Source organism: Acidovorax sp. FG27, from assembly GCF_040365715.1.
In the GTDB taxonomy this organism is placed as follows: Bacteria; Pseudomonadota; Gammaproteobacteria; order Burkholderiales; family Burkholderiaceae_C; genus Paracidovorax.
The window spans coordinates 88,030-104,476 of the sequence record NZ_BAABVY010000013.1 but is presented as its reverse complement, the minus strand read 5'-3'; the positions used below and the strand labels follow the sequence as shown (position 1 = coordinate 104,476).

General features: G+C 67.6%; 17 protein-coding genes and 1 tRNA gene. 6 read left to right on the top strand and 12 right to left on the bottom strand.

Annotated elements, in window-relative coordinates; genetic code table 11:
• The first annotated feature begins 18 nt into the window (after nt 1-18).
• Complete coding sequence (locus tag ABWV53_RS18435) at nt 19-276, top strand: YfhL family 4Fe-4S dicluster ferredoxin (RefSeq protein WP_353367596.1); 258 nt, start codon at nt 19-21, stop codon at nt 274-276.
• Nucleotides 277-345: 69 nt separating this feature from the next.
• Here the strand turns inward: ABWV53_RS18435 and pth are convergent, their stop codons facing one another.
• The 7 genes from pth to ABWV53_RS18400 all read right to left on the bottom strand — a co-directional run bounded on the left by pth (nt 346) and on the right by ABWV53_RS18400 (nt 6,169).
• The gene (gene pth, locus ABWV53_RS18430) at nt 346-984 is read right to left on the bottom strand and encodes an aminoacyl-tRNA hydrolase (RefSeq protein ID WP_353367595.1); all 639 of its coding nucleotides are present in this window, start codon (nt 982-984) and stop codon (nt 346-348) included.
• Nucleotides 985-1,093: 109 nt separating this feature from the next.
• Nucleotides 1,094-1,732, bottom strand: a complete 639-nt coding sequence (locus ABWV53_RS18425) for a 50S ribosomal protein L25/general stress protein Ctc (RefSeq protein ID WP_056666658.1) — start codon at nt 1,730-1,732, stop codon at nt 1,094-1,096.
• Between the two features lie 148 nt (nt 1,733-1,880).
• Nucleotides 1,881-2,855, bottom strand: coding sequence for a ribose-phosphate pyrophosphokinase (locus ABWV53_RS18420; RefSeq protein WP_056666655.1), 975 nt, complete (start codon nt 2,853-2,855; stop codon nt 1,881-1,883).
• A gap of 47 nt (nt 2,856-2,902) precedes the next feature.
• Nucleotides 2,903-2,979, bottom strand: a tRNA-Gln gene (locus tag ABWV53_RS18415).
• Nucleotides 2,980-3,003: 24 nt separating this feature from the next.
• Nucleotides 3,004-3,867: a 4-(cytidine 5'-diphospho)-2-C-methyl-D-erythritol kinase gene (gene ispE / locus ABWV53_RS18410; protein WP_353367594.1), complete on the bottom strand. Its 864-nt coding sequence runs from the start codon at nt 3,865-3,867 to the stop codon at nt 3,004-3,006.
• Between the two features lie 2 nt (nt 3,868-3,869).
• Nucleotides 3,870-4,376, bottom strand: a complete 507-nt coding sequence (locus tag ABWV53_RS18405; protein ID WP_353367593.1) for a lipoprotein insertase outer membrane protein LolB — start codon at nt 4,374-4,376, stop codon at nt 3,870-3,872.
• Complete coding sequence (locus ABWV53_RS18400; protein ID WP_353367592.1) at nt 4,373-6,169, bottom strand: tetratricopeptide repeat protein; 1,797 nt, start codon at nt 6,167-6,169, stop codon at nt 4,373-4,375. Before ABWV53_RS18400 ends, ABWV53_RS18405 begins: the two co-directional genes overlap by 4 nt.
• A gap of 29 nt (nt 6,170-6,198) precedes the next feature.
• Here ABWV53_RS18400 and mutM point away from each other — a divergent pair, with 29 nt between their 5' ends.
• From mutM to mutY, 3 genes are all read left to right on the top strand, one after another.
• Nucleotides 6,199-7,017 (top strand): bifunctional DNA-formamidopyrimidine glycosylase/DNA-(apurinic or apyrimidinic site) lyase, encoded by an 819-nt coding sequence (mutM, locus tag ABWV53_RS18395; RefSeq protein ID WP_353367591.1) that lies wholly within the window; start codon nt 6,199-6,201, stop codon nt 7,015-7,017.
• A gap of 113 nt (nt 7,018-7,130) precedes the next feature.
• The gene (locus ABWV53_RS18390; RefSeq protein ID WP_353367590.1) at nt 7,131-9,107 is read left to right on the top strand and encodes a dynamin family protein; all 1,977 of its coding nucleotides are present in this window, start codon (nt 7,131-7,133) and stop codon (nt 9,105-9,107) included.
• Nucleotides 9,104-10,258 (top strand): A/G-specific adenine glycosylase, encoded by a 1,155-nt coding sequence (gene mutY / locus ABWV53_RS18385; RefSeq protein WP_353367589.1) that lies wholly within the window; start codon nt 9,104-9,106, stop codon nt 10,256-10,258. The genes ABWV53_RS18390 and mutY overlap by 4 nt, the downstream gene beginning before the upstream one ends.
• 182 nt (nt 10,259-10,440) lie before the next feature.
• Here mutY and rapZ read toward each other — a convergent pair whose 3' ends face one another.
• The 5 genes from rapZ to ABWV53_RS18360 all read right to left on the bottom strand — a co-directional run bounded on the left by rapZ (nt 10,441) and on the right by ABWV53_RS18360 (nt 14,691).
• Nucleotides 10,441-11,304 carry an RNase adapter RapZ gene (gene rapZ, locus ABWV53_RS18380; protein WP_353367588.1) on the bottom strand — a complete coding sequence of 288 codons (864 nt, stop codon included), beginning with the start codon at nt 11,302-11,304 and terminating at the stop codon, nt 10,441-10,443.
• 3 nt (nt 11,305-11,307) lie between these two features.
• Entirely contained in the window at nt 11,308-12,981 is a 1,674-nt protein-coding gene (gene recN, locus ABWV53_RS18375; protein ID WP_353367587.1) for a DNA repair protein RecN, read from the bottom strand.
• A gap of 2 nt (nt 12,982-12,983) precedes the next feature.
• Nucleotides 12,984-13,883 (bottom strand): NAD kinase, encoded by a 900-nt coding sequence (locus tag ABWV53_RS18370; protein ID WP_353367586.1) that lies wholly within the window; start codon nt 13,881-13,883, stop codon nt 12,984-12,986.
• Between the two features lie 15 nt (nt 13,884-13,898).
• On the bottom strand, nt 13,899-14,162 hold the full coding sequence (locus ABWV53_RS18365) for a hypothetical protein (RefSeq protein ID WP_353367585.1): 264 nt from the start codon (nt 14,160-14,162) through the stop codon (nt 13,899-13,901).
• Nucleotides 14,163-14,397: 235 nt separating this feature from the next.
• Nucleotides 14,398-14,691, bottom strand: coding sequence for a hypothetical protein (locus ABWV53_RS18360; protein WP_353367584.1), 294 nt, complete (start codon nt 14,689-14,691; stop codon nt 14,398-14,400).
• Nucleotides 14,692-14,941: 250 nt separating this feature from the next.
• Between ABWV53_RS18360 and ABWV53_RS18355 the strand changes: the two genes are divergently transcribed.
• The gene (locus ABWV53_RS18355) at nt 14,942-15,193 is read left to right on the top strand and encodes a hypothetical protein (protein ID WP_353367583.1); all 252 of its coding nucleotides are present in this window, start codon (nt 14,942-14,944) and stop codon (nt 15,191-15,193) included.
• The gene (locus ABWV53_RS18350) at nt 15,190-16,428 is read left to right on the top strand and encodes a replication initiation factor domain-containing protein (RefSeq protein WP_353367582.1); all 1,239 of its coding nucleotides are present in this window, start codon (nt 15,190-15,192) and stop codon (nt 16,426-16,428) included. Before ABWV53_RS18355 ends, ABWV53_RS18350 begins: the two co-directional genes overlap by 4 nt.
• Nucleotides 16,429-16,447: the final 19 nt, after the last annotated feature.

The window sequence follows — 16,447 nt, the reverse complement described above, 5'->3', positions numbered from 1 at the left end:
CCCCCTGGGAGGCGCGCCATGGCTTTGATGATCACCGACGAGTGCATCAACTGCGACGTCTGCGAGCCCGAGTGCCCGAACGGCGCCATCACCATGGGCGAGGAGATCTACGAGATCGAGCCTTCCAAGTGCACCGAATGCGTGGGCCACTTCGACGAGCCGCAGTGCGTGCAGATCTGCCCGGTGGCGTGCATCCCGGTCGATCCGCGAAACACGGAAAGCCGTGAAACGCTGTGGCAGAAGTTCCAACGCCTGCAGGCGGCCAAGACGGCCTGATTCACGGCGTTTTGGGGCTGTAGCGCTTATGTGTCAAGCGCCAGGTGCTATCGAATAGATAGCATTGACTCATTCCCCCGCAGGTTTGGGTTCTGCTGCAGCGGCGGTCGCGGGGCGGGGCGGCTTCGGGCGCGGTGGCTTGGTGGTGTGCACCAGCAGGGTGGCTTTTTCCATGTCGCCGGCCAGCATCGCGGTGTGGGCCTTCAGCGAATGCACGATGCTGTCCTCGATCAGCACGCGCTGGTCGGGCGAGGGCTTTTTCAGCACCCAGTTCACCACCTCGGCCTTCACGCCCGGGTGCCCCACGCCGATGCGCAGGCGCCAATAGTCGGACGAACCCAGTTGCGCGTGGATGTCGCGCAGGCCGTTGTGGCCGGCATGGCTGCCGCCGCGCTTGAGCTTGACCTGGCCGGGCGGGATGTCCAGCTCGTCGTGCGCCACCAGGATCTCCTCTGGCTGGATCTTGAAGAACCGCGCCAGCGAGGCCACCGACTTGCCCGACAGGTTCATGAAGGTCTGCGGCTCCAGCAGCCACACGCTCTGGCCCTGCACGTTCACGCGGGCGGCCAGGCCCCAATAGCTGCGCTCGGGCACCAGCGTGGCTTTGAGCTCACGCGCCAGCGCGTCGATCCACCAGAAACCCGCGTTGTGGCGGGTGGCTTCGTATTCCGGGCCGGGATTGCCCAGGCCCACAAACAGTTTGATCATGATCTGCCCGATTATCCGTGAGGCACCAAAAGCAACGGCCCACGCAGAGGTGGGCCGTCGAAGACAGCATCGCCCCGGGGCGAGCTGTCGGTGAGCGAAGCAGGTCGAATTACTTCTTCTTGCCCTTGCCCTTGGCGGGTTCGGCGGCAGGAGCGGCCGCGTCGGCTGCCGGTGCTTCTTCTTCCACCACGGGGTTCGTGACGGACACCAGCACAGGGTTGTTCTGGCCGCCGCGGATCACGGGACGCAGGCCGCGGGGCAGCTTGATGTCCTTGAGCTTGAGGGACTCGCCCTTCTTCAGCTTGCTCAGGTCCACGGAGATGAACTCGGGCAGCTCGGAAGGCATGCAGGTCACGTCGAGTTCGTTGACGACGGGGTTGACCAGGCACTTGTCGACCTTGACGGCGTCGGACTCTTCAGCGCCGCTGAAGTGCAGCGGCACCTTCACGTGCAGGCGGGTCTTGGCGTCCACGCGCTGGAAGTCGATGTGCAGCACGAGTTGCTTGTAGGGGTGGTATTGCACGTCGCGCAGCAGGACCTTGCTGGTGGCGCCGGCGATTTCCATGTCCAGCACGCTGGAGTGGAACGCTTCCTTCTTCAGGGCGTGCCACAGGGCGTTGTGATCGATCTCGATCAGTTGGGGTTCAGCTGCACCGCCGTAGACGATGCCGGGCGTCTTGCCCGTGTTGCGCAGACGGCGGCTCGCACCCGTACCTTGCTTGGCGCGCTCAAAAGCGACGAAGTTCATAGTTGGCTCCTGATAGGGCAGGCCGCGACCAGCCTGTGCCCTGTTGAAAAAGACCCGTGCCACACGGCGGCGGGCCTGCTGGGTGTCCTCGAACGCACAGGCCTCCCGAAGGAGGCCTGGTGACGCTCGCCGCCCGAAGGCGGCTGGATCAGAAAAGGTTTTCCTGGTCCGAGAACAAACTCATGACCGACTCACCCTTGGCGATGCGCTGGATCGTCTCGGCGATCAGCGGGGCCACGGAGAGTTGGCGAATCTTGGTGCATGCCCCGGCGGAATCGCTCAGGGGAATGGTGTTGGTCACGACGACTTCGTCGAGCGCGGTGCCCTTGGCGATGCGCTCGATGGCCGGACCGGAGAAGATGGGGTGCGTGCAATAGGCATACACCTTCTTGGCGCCGCGTTCCTTCAGCACTTCGGCGGCTTTGACCAGCGTGCCGGCGGTGTCGATCATGTCGTCCATGATGACGCAGTTACGGCCTTCGATCTCGCCGATCACGTGCATCACTTCGGACACGTTGGCCTTGGGACGGCGCTTGTCGATGATGGCCAGGTCGCAGTTCAACTGCTTGGCCAGCGCCCGTGCGCGCACCACGCCGCCCACGTCGGGCGAAACGACGATCAGGTCGTCGTACTGCTTTTGCCGCAGGTCGCCCAGCAACACCGGCGACGCGTAGATGTTGTCCACCGGAATGTCGAAGAAGCCCTGGATCTGGTCGGCGTGCAGGTCCATGGTCAGCACGCGGGCCACGCCCACGGCCTGCAGCATGTTGGCCACCACCTTGGCGGTGATCGGCACGCGGCTGGAGCGTGGACGGCGGTCCTGGCGGGCGTAGCCGAAGTAGGGGATCACGGCGCTGATGCGTTCGGCCGAGGCGCGCTTGAGCGCGTCGACCATGATCAGCAGTTCCATCAAGTTCTCGTTGGTCGGCGCGCAGGTGGACTGCACGACGAACACATCGCGGGCGCGGACGTTTTGCTTGATTTCGACGGTGACTTCGCCGTCGGAGAAGCGGCCCACGTCGGCGGAGCCCAGCGTGGTGCCCAGGTGCTGGGCGATTTCAGCTGCCATGCCAGGATTGGCATTGCCCGTGAAAACCATGAAATCGGGGTGATTGGCTTGCATGAGCGACTCAGCAGTCTGAAGAAAAAAGCCTGAATGCAAAAAGAATTTGGCAGGGGAAGAAGGATTCGAACCTTCGCATGCCGGAATCAAAATCCGGTGCCTTAACCAACTTGGCGACTCCCCTACACAGGTCGATTGCCGAGGGCAATCAACCGAAACTTTCATCTGCCGCCCATCCTTCCAGAGGATGAACCGCGAGATTCTCACATGAGCGGACCTGCCAGGCGCTGGGCGCGTCCTGCAAATCGACCGCATGCGGCATTGGTGCGAACACTGCACTTCCAGAGCCGGTCATTCGCGCCTTCAAACCCTTCGATTCAAGCCACTGAAGGGCTTGCTCGATCTCCGGGCAAAGTGCCTGAGCCACCGGCTGCAAGTCGTTTCTACCAAACTGGTAGTGTGCTGCAGCAAAGCCTGAGATTGTAGCACATGCCGAATCGCGCTTAAGTGAATGATGCGAAAAAATTGATTTCGTATCCAACCCGGCTTCCGGCTTCACCACTGCGAAGCGGCTTCGCGGCAGTGCTTGCTCCAACTCAAGAGGCCGAATTATGTCACCAATTCCTTCGACCCAAGCGTTCCTGCCGCGTAAAAAAAACGGCAGGTCCGCGCCCAGCCGCAGACCGATGGCCGCCAGCTGCGAGCGCGGCAGGTTCAGCCCCCAGAGGCGGTTCAGGCCGAGCAGGGCCGTCGCGGCGTCGGACGAGCCGCCGCCCATGCCGGCCTGTGCGGGCACGCGCTTGTGCACGCCGATGTGCGCGCCCAGCGTGCAGCCGGTCGCCGCCTGCAGCGCACGCGCGGCGCGCAGCGTGAGGTCTTCGGCCGGCAGGGGCGTGGAGAGGTCCTCGCGGGTGATGAGGCCGTCGGCGCGCACCTCGCAGTGCAGGGTGTCGCACCAGTCGATCAGCATGAAGACCGACTGCAGCAGGTGATAGCCGTCGCCGCGCCGCCCGGTGATGTGCAGAAAGAGGTTGAGCTTGGCCGGGGCCGGCAGGTCGTAGAGCGCCTGCATCGTCAGCGGCTCAGCACGACGCGCAGCGTGGCCTGGGGAGGCGGCGCGAGGCGCTGGGCCACCAGCCGGCCTTCATCGATGCGGCTGAGGTCGGCCTCCCAGCCCGTGGCCTGCACCGCTTCGCCGCGCAGCCAGCCGAAGAGGGCGGAGACGGGCAGGGCGCTGCCGGTCAGCTCCTGCACCAGCGCGTCCAGCGAGGCGGATTCCCGCCGCGTGCCGCCCTCCGCCAGCACCGCCCTGCCGGGCGACCAGTCGATGGTCGCCATGACGTTGCCGAGCGGGTTGAGCACGATGAGCTGGCCCTGCTCGGGCCGTCCGTTCAGCTCGAAGCCCGCGCTGAACGACTGCGCCGCGGCATCGTCCACCTGCAGCGACAGGCGGCCGCTCCAGGCGCCCATGGCCGGGTCGGCGCTGGGCTTGGGGGCGGGCGGCTGGGCGCAGGCGGCCAGCAGGCCGAGCGCGGCGCAGGCCAGCCACACGCGCCCGCCGCGCAGGGCCGCAGCCGTCACGGCCTGGCCCCCAGGCGCTTGATCGTTTCCTTCAGCGTGTCGTTGTCGGCATTGATCTTCAGGCCGTCGCGCCACACGCTCAGCGCCTGGTCGCGCTGGCCGAGGGTCCAGAGCACTTCGCCCCAGTGCGCGGCGATCTCCGCATCCGGCTGCTTCTTGAAAGCTTGCTCCAGCAGGCTGGCCGCTTCGGCGCGGCGGCCGAGCTTGAACTCCACCCAGCCTAGGCTGTCGGTGATGAACGGGTCGCCCGGGGCGAGCTCGAGCGCCTTGGCGATCAGCTCCTTGGCTTCGGGCAGGCGGATGCCGCGTTCGGCGAAGGAATAGCCGAGCGCGTTGTAGGCGTGGTGGTAGTCGGGCTGGCGCGCGATGATCTGGCGCAGCTGGCGTTCCATCAGGTCCGGCTTGCCCAGGCGTTCGGCCAGCATGGCATGGTCGTAGGCCAGGTCGACGTCGTCCGGGTACTTGGCCACGGCCTGCGCCTGCAGGTCGTAAGCGGCCTGGAAATCCTTCACCTCGCGCAGCAACTGCACTTCGGCGATCAGCTTCTGGCGCTCTTCTTCCGGCGTCTTGGCGGGCAGGGTGCGCAAGATGGCGCGCGCCTCGGTCACCTTGCCCTGGCGGGCCAGCAGGCCGGCCCGGCGGCTTTGCGCCGTGAGCTGCGCGGAGGGGCTGTCGATGCGCGTGAGCCAGGCTTCCGCCTGGGCGACGTCGCCGCGCTTTTCCGCGATCTGCGACAGCATCAGGTAGGCCTGCGTGCGGGCATTGCTGCGGGGCTCGCTCGCGGGCAGCGGCTCCAGCAGCGTCAGGAACTTCTGCAGCGAGGCCTCGGCCTGCGGCAACTGGTCGGCCTGCAGATCCAGCGAGGCCTGCACCAGCCAGGCCTCGGGCATGTCCGGCTTTTCGCGGGTGACGGCTTCGATCTGCGTGCGGGCGTCGGCATAGCGCTGCGCCTCGAGCAAAGCGCGGGCGTAGGTCATGCGGATCTCGGCCAGCGGCTTGCCGGCCAGATAGGGCGTCAGCAGCGCCTCGGCGCCGGCCACCCCCTCTTCCATCAGTTGCAGCGCCAGCAGCGCGGCGCCGTCGTTGGTGGGCTCCAGCGTGGCGGAGCGGCGAGCGGCGTCGAGCGCGCCCGGCTTGTCGCCCGCGGCCAGCCGCATGCGGCCGATCGTCACCCAGGCGGTGGGCGCGACGGCGGGGTTGTTCAGCTCCAGTGCGAGCGCCTTTTCCACCACGGCGGCGGCCTGCGTCTTGTCGCTGGCGCGCCCGTAGAGCTGGGGCAGTGCCTGAACGGTGCCGACCCGGGAGCGGGCCGACGAACTGGCCAGTTCCTGCTGCAGCAGCTCAGGCGTCTCGCCGATGCGATTGAGCGCGATCAGGATTTGCAGCAGGTAGCGGTTGGCGTCGCGCGACTGCGGCAGCGCTTCCTTCCAGGCCTTGGCCGCGACCAACGCGTACTCTGCCGACCGGGACTGCAGGGCGATGTCGGTCGCGCGGCGGTAGAGCTGGCCGTCGCGGCTGCGCCGGGCGGCTTCCAGCATCAGGGTGTAGGCCGTGCCCGGGTCGCCGTTGCTGGCGGTGATTTCGCTCAGCAGGAGTTCGTAGAACAACTCCGCGTTCAGCGCGGCCGTCGCCTCTTCCGATGAGACGGCGGCCTCGGTTTCGGCCGCCGTAGGGGGCAAGGGTTCGGCAGGAACAGGTTGCGCCTGGACCGTGCTGGCGCCTGCAGCCAGTATGCAGGCCAGCGTAATGGCCCTTAAGCGAAGTGTTTGCACCATCGACCCATAATAATCCATGCCCCTTATACCGATTGACGAGTGCCGATATGCCTGAGTTGCCCGAGGTGGAGGTCACGCGGCGCAGCTTTGCAGACCGCATCGCCGGCGCAGAAATCCGTGCCGTCGCCCTGGGCAAGCCGCTGCGCTGGCCGCTGGGCCGCGACCCGGCAGGCCTGGCCGGGCGCCGCGTGCAGGGGGTGCGGCGCCGGGGCAAATACCTGCTTGTGGACCTGGACGACGGCAGCCTGCTGCTGGTGCACCTGGGCATGTCCGGCAGCCTGCGCTTTGCCGATGACCTGCCCCCGCCCGGCGTGCATGACCACTTCGAGATGGTCACCGACCGCGGCGTGCTGCGCCTGCACGACCCGCGCCGCTTCGGCGCGGTCGTCTGGGCCGCCGGCGAGGACGACCCCGCCGCCCACAAGCTGCTGAAGAAGCTGGGGCCGGAGCCGCTGGACGGACGCTTCCCGTTCGACGCCTTCTTCGCCGGCCTGCAGGCCAGCCGCGCGCCGGTCAAGCTGCTGCTGCTCAGCGGCAAGATCGTCGTCGGCGTCGGCAACATCTATGCCTCCGAAGTGCTGTTCCTGTCCGGCATCCGGCCGACGGCGCGTGCCAGCAGCATCGGGCCGATCCGGGCACGGCGGCTGCATGCCGCGATCCAGCAGGTGCTGGCCCGGGCGGTGGAGCGGGGCGGCAGCACGCTGCGCGACTTCTCCAGCGCGGACGGCAACGCCGGGCACTTCCAGGTCGAAGCCAACGTGTATGGCCGCGACCAGCAGCCCTGCCGCGTCTGCGGCACCCCGATCCGGCTGCTGCGCCAGGGGCAGCGCAGCACTTTCTACTGCATTCGCTGCCAGCGCGGCTGAGGGGCGGCCCGGCCGAATGGCCATATGGGCATGCGCGGCCCGGTCGCGATGCTATATTTTGATCAACAGATCGCCCGCACGGGTCGGTTGAAGCACGCTATCCCGGGAGCACAGTGGGACCTTCATTCAACGAACAGTTCGACCAGCATGGCGCATGGAGGCGGGCCTTCGCCTTGCAGCTGCAGCAGCTGGCCGACTGGATGGGTTCCCACGAACTGATGGACGCCGCCGTGCAGGAGCGCCTGCGCCGCCTGGAAGAGCAGGTGCGCACCGACAAGGTGATGGTGGCTTTCGTCGCCGAATTCTCGCGTGGCAAGTCCGAGCTGATCAATGCGGTGTTCTTCGCCGGCTACGGCCGCCGGATCATGCCGGCGAGCGCCGGACGCACCACCATGTGCCCGACCGAGCTGGGCTACGACCCCGCCGTGGCGCCCAGCCTGCGGCTGCTGCCCATCGAGACACGCCTGCAGCCGCAGGGCCTGGCCGACTGGCGCCTGCGGCCCGAGCAGTGGGAGGAGGTGCCTCTCGACGTCAAGGACGCGGAGCAGCTGGCCCGCTCGTTCGAGAAAGTCTCCGAGGTGCGGCGCGTGTCGGTCGACGAGGCACGGGCGCTCGGCTTCTGGAGCGACGACGAACCCGCCGACAACCCGCTGCCCGACGCGCAGGGCCGGGTCGAGGTGCCCCGCTGGCGCCATGCGCTCATCAACATCGCGCACCCGCTGCTCAAGCAGGGTCTGGTCATTCTCGACACGCCCGGGCTCAACGCCGTCGGCGCCGAGCCGGAACTGACGATCAACCTGATACCGCAGGCCCACGCCGTGGTGTTCATCCTGGGCGCCGATACGGGCGTGACGCGTTCCGACCTGGCCATCTGGCGTGAGCACCTCGCGGCGCCGGGCCAGGCGAGCGACGCGCGCCTGGTGGTGCTCAACAAGATCGACACGCTCTGGGACACGCTGAACACGCCCGATCAATTGCGCGCCCAGCTGGACCGCCAGTGCCGCGGCTCTGCCGAGACGCTGGGCGTGCCGCTCGCGCAGGTGCTGCCGGTGTCGGCCCAGAAGGGGCTGATCGCCAAGATCCAGGACGACGACGCGCTGCTGGCGGCCAGCGGCCTGCCGCGGCTGGAGGAGGCGCTGTCCGAAGGCATCATGGGCCGCCGGCAGGCCATTCTGCGTTCGGCCGTCGCGGCCGGCGTGGCGCAGCTGCAGGCCGAGGCGACCCGCACCATCAACATCCGCCAGCGCGACCTGGACGACCAGATGCTCGAGCTGCGCAGCCTGCGCGGCAAGAACGCGTCGGTGATCGATTCCATGCGCGGCCGCATCGAGCAGGAACAGCAGGATTTCGAAGCCAGCGCGGCGCGCATCCAGGCGGTGCGTGCCGTCCACCTGCGGCTGCTGCGCGAGGTGTTCCAGCAACTCGGGTCGCGCTCGCTGCGCTCGGAGCTGACCCCACTGGCCGAGGCGCTCAAGGCGCGCGGTCTGAAGCTGGGGGTGCGCAAGACCTATGCGGACACTTTCGAGCGGCTGCGCGCGCTGATGCAGGGCGCCCAGCAGGCCGGCTCCGAGATCCACGACATGCTGGGCGGCACCTTCCGGCAGCTGAACGCGGAGTTCGGCTTTTCGCTGCAGCCGCCCGCCCCGGTGCAATTGGGCCATTTCGTCCAGGACATCACGCAGATCGAGGAACGCCACCTGCAATATCTGGGCATGGGCAACGCCTTGCGCCTGGCACAGCCCGAATTCACGCAGCGGCTGGTGCGCGCGCTGGGGATGCGGCTGCGCACCGTGTTCGAGTCGGCCGCCAACGACCTGGAGCTGTGGAGCAAGTCGGCCACGGCGCAACTCGATGCGCAACTGCGCGAGCGCAAGCGCAGCTTCGCGCGCCGCATCGAAGCGGTGGATCGCATCCATCAGGCCGCAAGCGGGCTGGTCGACCGCATCGCCGAGATCGAGCAGGCCGAGCGGGCGCTGGCCGAGCTGGAAGGGCGCCTGCGCGACCTGACGCGGCAACTGGTGGCGCTGCCCATGGTGGATGCCACTGCGCGCGACGCCGGCGACACCTTGCCCCAGCCCCTGTCCGCATGACGCTGCCGGACGACGATATAGCCGGCCTGGTGGTGCGGTGGCAGCAAACGCATGGGCGCAACCACCTGCCCTGGCAGAACACCCGCGACCCGTACCGCGTGTGGCTGTCCGAGGTGATGCTGCAGCAAACCCAGGTGGCGACCGTGCTCGACTACTACGCCCGGTTTTTGAGCCGCTTTCCCGACGTGCGCGCCCTGGCCGAGGCGCCGCAGGACGACGTGCTCGCGCTCTGGAGCGGGCTGGGGTACTACAGCCGCGCCCGCAACCTGCACGCCTGTGCACGGCAGGTGATGGAGCGCTTCGGCGGACAGTTTCCGCGCACGGTCGATGCGCTGGCCTCGCTGCCCGGCATCGGGCGCTCGACCGCCGGTGCGATCGCCTCTTTCTGCTTCGGCGAGCGGGCGCCCATCCTCGATGCCAACGTGCGCCGGGTGCTGACCCGGGTGCTGGGCTTCGGCGCCGATCTGGCCGTGGCGAAGAACGAGCGGCTGCTCTGGGCCGAAGCCGAGGCGTTGCTGCCCACCCATGACCTGGCAGAGACCATGCCGCGCTACACGCAGGGCCTGATGGACCTGGGCGCGAGCCTGTGTTCGCCGCGCAAGCCGGCCTGCATCGTCTGCCCGCTGCATGCGCGCTGCGTGGCCCGTCGCGAAGGCAATCCGGAGGACTACCCCGTTCGCACGCGCAAGCTCACCCGCAGCGCGCAGGCGTGGTGGCTGCTGCTGCAGCGCGACGCCGATGGCCGGCTGTGGCTGGAGCGGCGCCCGCAAACGGGCATCTGGGCCGGGCTGTACTGCCCGCCGGTGTTCGAGGATCGCGAGGCGCTGGAGCAGGCGGTGGCGCTGGCGCCAGCCCCGGCTAATTCGATGGATTCGTTCGGCCTGGGCGGTGCGGCACCCGCCGCCGTACCGGGCGCTCGCCCCACGCTGCACGACCTGCCTGCCTCGCTGCACGTGCTGACCCACCGCGACCTGCACCTGCACCCGGTGCTGGCGACGGGTGGCGATGCCGGGCGGGCCGGCGGCAGCATGCTGGCGCGGGAACCGGAACCCGAGGCCGCAGGCAGCGGGTGGTTCAGCCCTTCCGACTGGGCGGCGCTGGGCCTGCCGGCGCCCATCCGCAAGCTGCTCGATGCCTTGCCGCCCGGCTGACCGGCGGCACGTCTCGGCAATACCGGATCTGCTATTGGTTTGATAGCTGGTTGCGCTGGTGTGGCAAGCGGTTGGCCATGGAAACCACTTGAAAATCCGGCTGGACCAGCGCCACCAGCTTCTGTTTTGATAGCAGACAGGCGTGCGACGACGGCCGCGGCGGGCAACCGCCCGGCCCGGGATCAGCGCGCGTCCAGCTCCCGGTGCCGCCGCAACGTGGTCCAGAGGGGGCTGAACTGGTGGGCCAGCTCTTCCACCAGGTACACCGAGCGGTGCTGGCCGCCCGTGCAGCCGATGGCCACCGTCACGTAGCTGCGGTGGTTCTGCGCCAGGGCCTGGAGCCAGTGGCTGAGGAAGTGGCCGATGTGCGAGCGCATCAGCTCGACCTCGGGCTGCTGCAGCAGGTAGTCGATCACCGGCTGGTCCCGGCCCGTGAGGTCGCGCAGGCCCGGCTCGTAATGCGGGTTGGGCAGCATGCGCACGTCGAACACGTAGTCCGCGTCCACCGGCACGCCGCGCTTGAAGGCGAACGATTGGAACACCAGCGTGAGCCGGCCTGGCGGCATCGCCATCAGGCTCTTCACATAGCTTTGCAGCTGCGACGAGCGGATGGCGCTGGTGTCGATCACATGCGACTGTTCGCGCAGCTCGGCGAGCAGCTCGCGTTCCAGCTCGATGGTCTGCAGCAGGGCGCGCTGGCCTTCCCGCAGCTCGTCCTTGGAAAGCGGATGGCGGCGGCGGGTTTCGGAGAAGCGCCGCACCAGGGTGTCGGTGGTCGCGTCCAGGAACAGCGACTGCACGTGCACGCCCTGCGCGCGCATCCGCTCCAGCTGCTGCGGCACCAGCGGCAGGGCGGTCGCGCTACGCACGTCCATGGCGATGGCCAGGCGGTTGCCATGGTGTTCATGCTCCAGCGCGACGAACGAGGCCAGCAGCTCCGGCGGCAGGTTGTCGACGCAGTAGTAGCCGGCATCTTCCAGCGCATGCAGCGCCACGGACTTGCCGGAGCCGGACATGCCGGTGATGAGAACGATCTCGAGCGCCATCGGTCAACCGCGCCGCGCCGCCGTGGCCGGGCGCGCCTCGCCCAGCATCTCGCGTGCGTGCGCCAGCGTGGTGGCCGACACGCGCTCGCCGCCCAGCATGCGGGCGACCTCGCCGGCGCGGGCGTCGCCTTCGGCGGGCTGCACCGAGCTGCTCGTGCCCCCGGCGCGCTTGTGCTTGGCGACGACCAAGTGGTGGTCCGCGCAGGCTGCCACCTGCGGCAGGTGGGTGACGGCCAGCACCTGCCGGTCGCGGCCGAGCTGCTGCATCAGCCGGCCCACCGTCTCGGCCACGGCGCCGCCCACGCCCGAATCGACCTCGTCGAAGATCAGCGTCGGCGCCTCGCCCAGCTCGCTGGTGGTGACCGAGATGGCGAGCGATATGCGCGACAGCTCGCCACCCGAGGCCACCTTGCCGATCGGCTTGGGCGTCATGCCCGGATGGCTGCTGACCAGGAAGCTGATCGCATCGACGCCATGCGGGCCGGGCTCGGCGGCCGCGTCCACGGCCACTTCGAAGCGGCCGCCCGTCATGCCCAGCCCCTGCATCGCGTGGGTGATGGACTGCGCCAGGCGCGGCGCGGCCTTGGCGCGGCGCTGCGACAGGCTGCGCGCAGCCTTGTCGTAGGCGGCAGCGGCGGCGCGCTCGGCGGCCTCCAGCGTGGCCAGGTCGGTGGCGGAATCGAGCTGCCTGAGCTCGGTCGTCCAGCCCTGCAGCAAGGCCGGCAGGTCGGCCGGCGCACGCTTGTAGCGGCGCGCCAGCGACACCCACTGCGACAGGCGCGCATCGAGCTCCTGCAGCCGGTCGGGGTCCAGTTCGGTGTGGCGCAGGTAGGCCTGCAGCGAATGCGCGACGTCGCTGGCCTGCGCCAGGCACGACGTCAACACCTCGTTCATCGAACGAAACGCCTCGTCCACCTGTTCGTAGTCCTGCAGCAGGTTCTGCGCCTGCGACAGGCGGCCCAGCGCGCCGCTGTCGTCGTCTTCCAGCGCCGCCAGGGCGCCCTGGGCGCTGTCGAGCAGCGCCTGCGCATTCGACAGGCGGCCGTGCTGCGCGTTCAGCTCGTCCCATTCGTCCGGGCCCGGCGCCAGCTTGCCGACTTCGCCGATCTGCCACTGCAGGCGTTCGCGCTCCTGCTGCAGCGTGTCCTGCGCGTCGCGGGCCTGGGCGAGGGCCTTCTGCGCCTCGCGCCAGGTCGTCCACAGGGCGGCCAGCGGGCCCGGCTGCGCGCCGGCATAGGCATCGAGCAGGCCGCGGACGGCGTCCTGGCGGGTCAGGCTCTGCCAGGCGTGCTGGCCGTGGATGTCCAGCAGATGGCCGCCCACCGCCCGCATCTGCGTGGCGGTGACCGGCACGCCGCTGATCCAGGCGCGGCTCTTGCCCTGCAGGTCGATGGTGCGGCGCAGCAGCAGGCTGTCGTCCAGCGGAATGCCGGCCTCTTCCAGCCAGGAGCCAAGGGACGCGGGGGCGTCGAATTCGGCCGCCATGTCGGTGCGCTGCGCACCCTCGCGGATGACGCCCGTGTCAGCGCGCCCGCCCAGCAGCATCTGCAGGGCGTCGATGAGAATGGACTTGCCCGCGCCGGTTTCGCCCGTCAGCACGGTGAAGCCGGTATGCAGGTCCAGCTCCAGCGCCTCGACGATGACGAAATCGCGAAGCTCGATCCGCTTGAGCGCCATGGTCAGGAGCCCCCTTCGTTCCAGCGCAGCTTCTTGCGCAGGGTGGCGAAGTAGTTCCAGCCGCGTGGGTGCAGAAACCGCACGCTGTGTTCGGAGCGCCGCACCAGGATGCGGTCGCCATGCAGCACCGAGGCGAGGGACTGCATGTCGAAATTGGCGCTGATGTCGCGCCCGCCCACCACTTCCACGGCCACTTCGGTGGCGTCGGACAGTACGATCGGGCGGTTGGACAGCGTGTGCGGCGCGATCGGCACCAGCACCCAGCCGGGGATGGACGGATGCAGCATCGGGCCACCCGCCGACAGCGAATAGGCGGTCGAGCCGGTCGGGGACGCGACGATCAAACCGTCGGCGCGCTGGTTGGAGACGAAATGCCCGTCCACCTCCACCCGCAGCTCCACCATGCCGGAGGTGGATCCGCGGTTCACCACCACGTCGTTGAGCGCCAGCGCCTCGAACACGCATTCGCTGCCGCGCATCACGCGGGCGTGCATCAGCGGACGCAGGTCCTCTTCGTACTCGCCCGCCAGCATGGGCGTCAGCGTCGCTTCGAAGCCCTCCAGCGGAATGTCGGTGATGAAGCCCAGTCGCCCCTGGTTGATGCCGACGAGCGGCGTGCCGTAGCTGGCCAGCCGCCGCCCCACGCCCAGCATGGTGCCGTCGCCGCCCACCACCAGCCCCAGATCACACTGCGCGCCGATGGCATCCACGTCCAGCACCACCGGGCCAGTGACGCCGGTGTTGGCAGCCGTTTCCACCTCCAGCACCACCTCGCAGTCCATGCCATCCAGAAACCGCACGATGGCATCGATGGCCTGGCGAGAACTGTCCGTCGCCGCGGTCGTCGCCTGGCTGGTCTGGTATTTGCCGATGAGCGCGACGCGCCGGAAAGTGGACTTCATTCAGAAATTACATCACTAAACTGATGTCACTTTCGCTAGACGCTTGAGCATGCGTTGTTTGCAGGCGCTCTCCTTCTCGCTTTCCAGGGCAGCGATCACGATCCACTTGTCGACGTTCTCGCCCAGCTTCTCTGCAATCGAACCTGCGATTGCGGGACTTAAATGACCCCGCGCCCTGGCTGTGTTCAGTGCATTGCGCGACAGGTTCAGCTCTCTCACCCATTCCGGCATGGGCTTCACTGACTCGGCTTTAGCCAAAAGTTCTAGCGTGTTCGGCATGTGTACCCCTGTGGTTAAATTGCATACATGTTGAGGTCAATAGACACATTTGCTTGCCTTCAACTTGTGGTCATTGTAGATTCCGGCACGCATACATGTTGTATGCGTTCACGGAGCCGGCATGCACCCCCTCAACACGTCAGCCAATCCCCAGCCCGGGGCCTCTTGTCCTTCCCCTGCCGCCAAAACAGCGGCCAGCCTGCCGGCTCCAGCCGTTGGGCAGGGGGAGGGCTCCTTACCTCAGCTTGCTGACGTCGAAGCAGGTCGAAGCGAAGGCACCGATCAGCATGCCTTGGGCGACTTGCGCTGGATCGTCGGAATCCATAAGGGACTCCCCACTCTCTCGCAGCATGCGAAGGGTCTCCAGCTTCTTGCGTGCACCGGCATCTTTCATGACCGCGCCGATGCTTGCCATCAGAAGGTAAGCGTCCGCAGTGCCGACGTTTGGCGCCGCTCCGTGGTGAGCGATTCGTTCGTTGATCTCCTGAATCAACTGTGCGCGCAAGAGGCGCTTGCCTTGTTCGTCCATGGTTCCTCCGTCCAAAAGGGTGAAGCATGAAGCATCGCACGTCAGCCAATCCCCACCCCGGGGCCCCTTGTCCTTCCCCTGCCGCCAACACAGCGGCCAGCTTGCCGGCTCCAGCCTCTGGGCAGGGGGAGGACATTCATGACGATTTCCTGCGGGGTGAACTGAGCCAGCCACTCGGTTTCTGGGTCGTGTGCTGCGCATGCCTTCAGGCCTTCTGCCCCGATCCTGCTGTGCGTACGGACCGGCGCGCATGAGCTCCGCCCTGATCCACATGCCCCATCACACAGCCCGCAACCGCAGCGCATGGCTCTCCATCGCCGCGTTCTGCGATCCAGAGCCGGGCCGCGACCTGACCGCCCACGCAAAAGCGATTGGCGTGCTGGCGTCGGCGACAGGCAAGCGAAGCGACGGCGACGCCGCCAGCGCGCAAAGCGCCCCCGATGGTAATCACGGGGATAACGATCTTCGCCATCGCCCCCCTGCCTTCGGAGTAGCACGATGACCCGCCCCGTCAACAGCGTCGTCATCGAACACGCGAAGCGCTCCGCTCTGGTCCTCGACGGCAATGAGGTAAAGCTCCGCCTCGAGGCCGAACGCGCCCACGCAAAGACCCCGGTGCACGTCGATTGGGTCCGCTTCACCGTCTTGCTGCGTAACGCCCCGGCACCAGCCGTCGAAGACCTGTTCCCCACCGAAGAACTGGACCCGCTGTCGGCCCATGAGCGCGACCAGTGCCGCGTCAACCTCGACCGCATGCGCAAGCTCCTGCGCGAGCTTCCCGACGCTGATTTCTGCGCATCCGCCCAAGCCAAGGAGCTTGGCGAACAGGTCTGCGAAGCCCTCGGCCCAGAGTTCTCCATCTACCCCGAGGTACGCAAAGGCCACGATTTCTACCGCTTCCGCTGGAGCATCGTTCGCAACGAGGTAGAGGTCGGCTGGGTCGGCTATCTCGCAGCAGGCGACAGCCCGCGCCAGAGCGGCCAAGCCAAGAGCATGCACGTCAACCTCTACGGCTCTGCATGCACCTTCGCCCGTCCTGGCTGGAACCTCGATGTGGCGAACCTCATGGACTACACCGGCGCCACCATGACCCGGTGCGACCTCGCCCTGGACTTCTTCGACGGCCTCGCAGGCGGCATGGAGCGCGTCCGCATGGACTACCGCCAGGGCCTGTGCAACTCCGCAGGGAAAAAGCTCGCCGTGAACATGGTGGGCGATTGGGAGAACGGCCGCGAACGCTCCTTCTACCTGGGCAGCAAAGAGGCCGGCAAGCAAACCAACGTCTACGAAAAAGGTCACCAGCTTTTCGGCAAGAAAGACGACTCCCCATGGATTCGCGCAGAGCTTCGCTACGGCAACAAGCTGCGCGAACTGTCCACCGACATGCTGCGCCGGCCCGCTGATTTCTTCGCTGGTGCCAGCGACTGGCACGCCCAGCTATTGCGCGAAGCCGATGCCGTCGCCACGCCGCAAAAGGTGCTCACCGATGGCCGTTTGCCGCTGGAAACCATCGAGGCCGAAGTGACCCGCCATGTCCGTTGGACCACGGACGTTGCCGGCGCGAACCTCGCGCTCGCCTTCGAACTGCTCGGCGTTGAGCAGTTCATGGAAATTGTCTGCAACCGCAAGCTCCCCGGCCGGCTCGGCCGCTTCACGCTTGCCGAAATTCGGCGCGCCTACGGCCGCGCCCACCACCGAGTTCACCAGGGTGCTGACGCCGGCCACGTCGCTGCATAGCCCTCAACCCAGGCCAGAG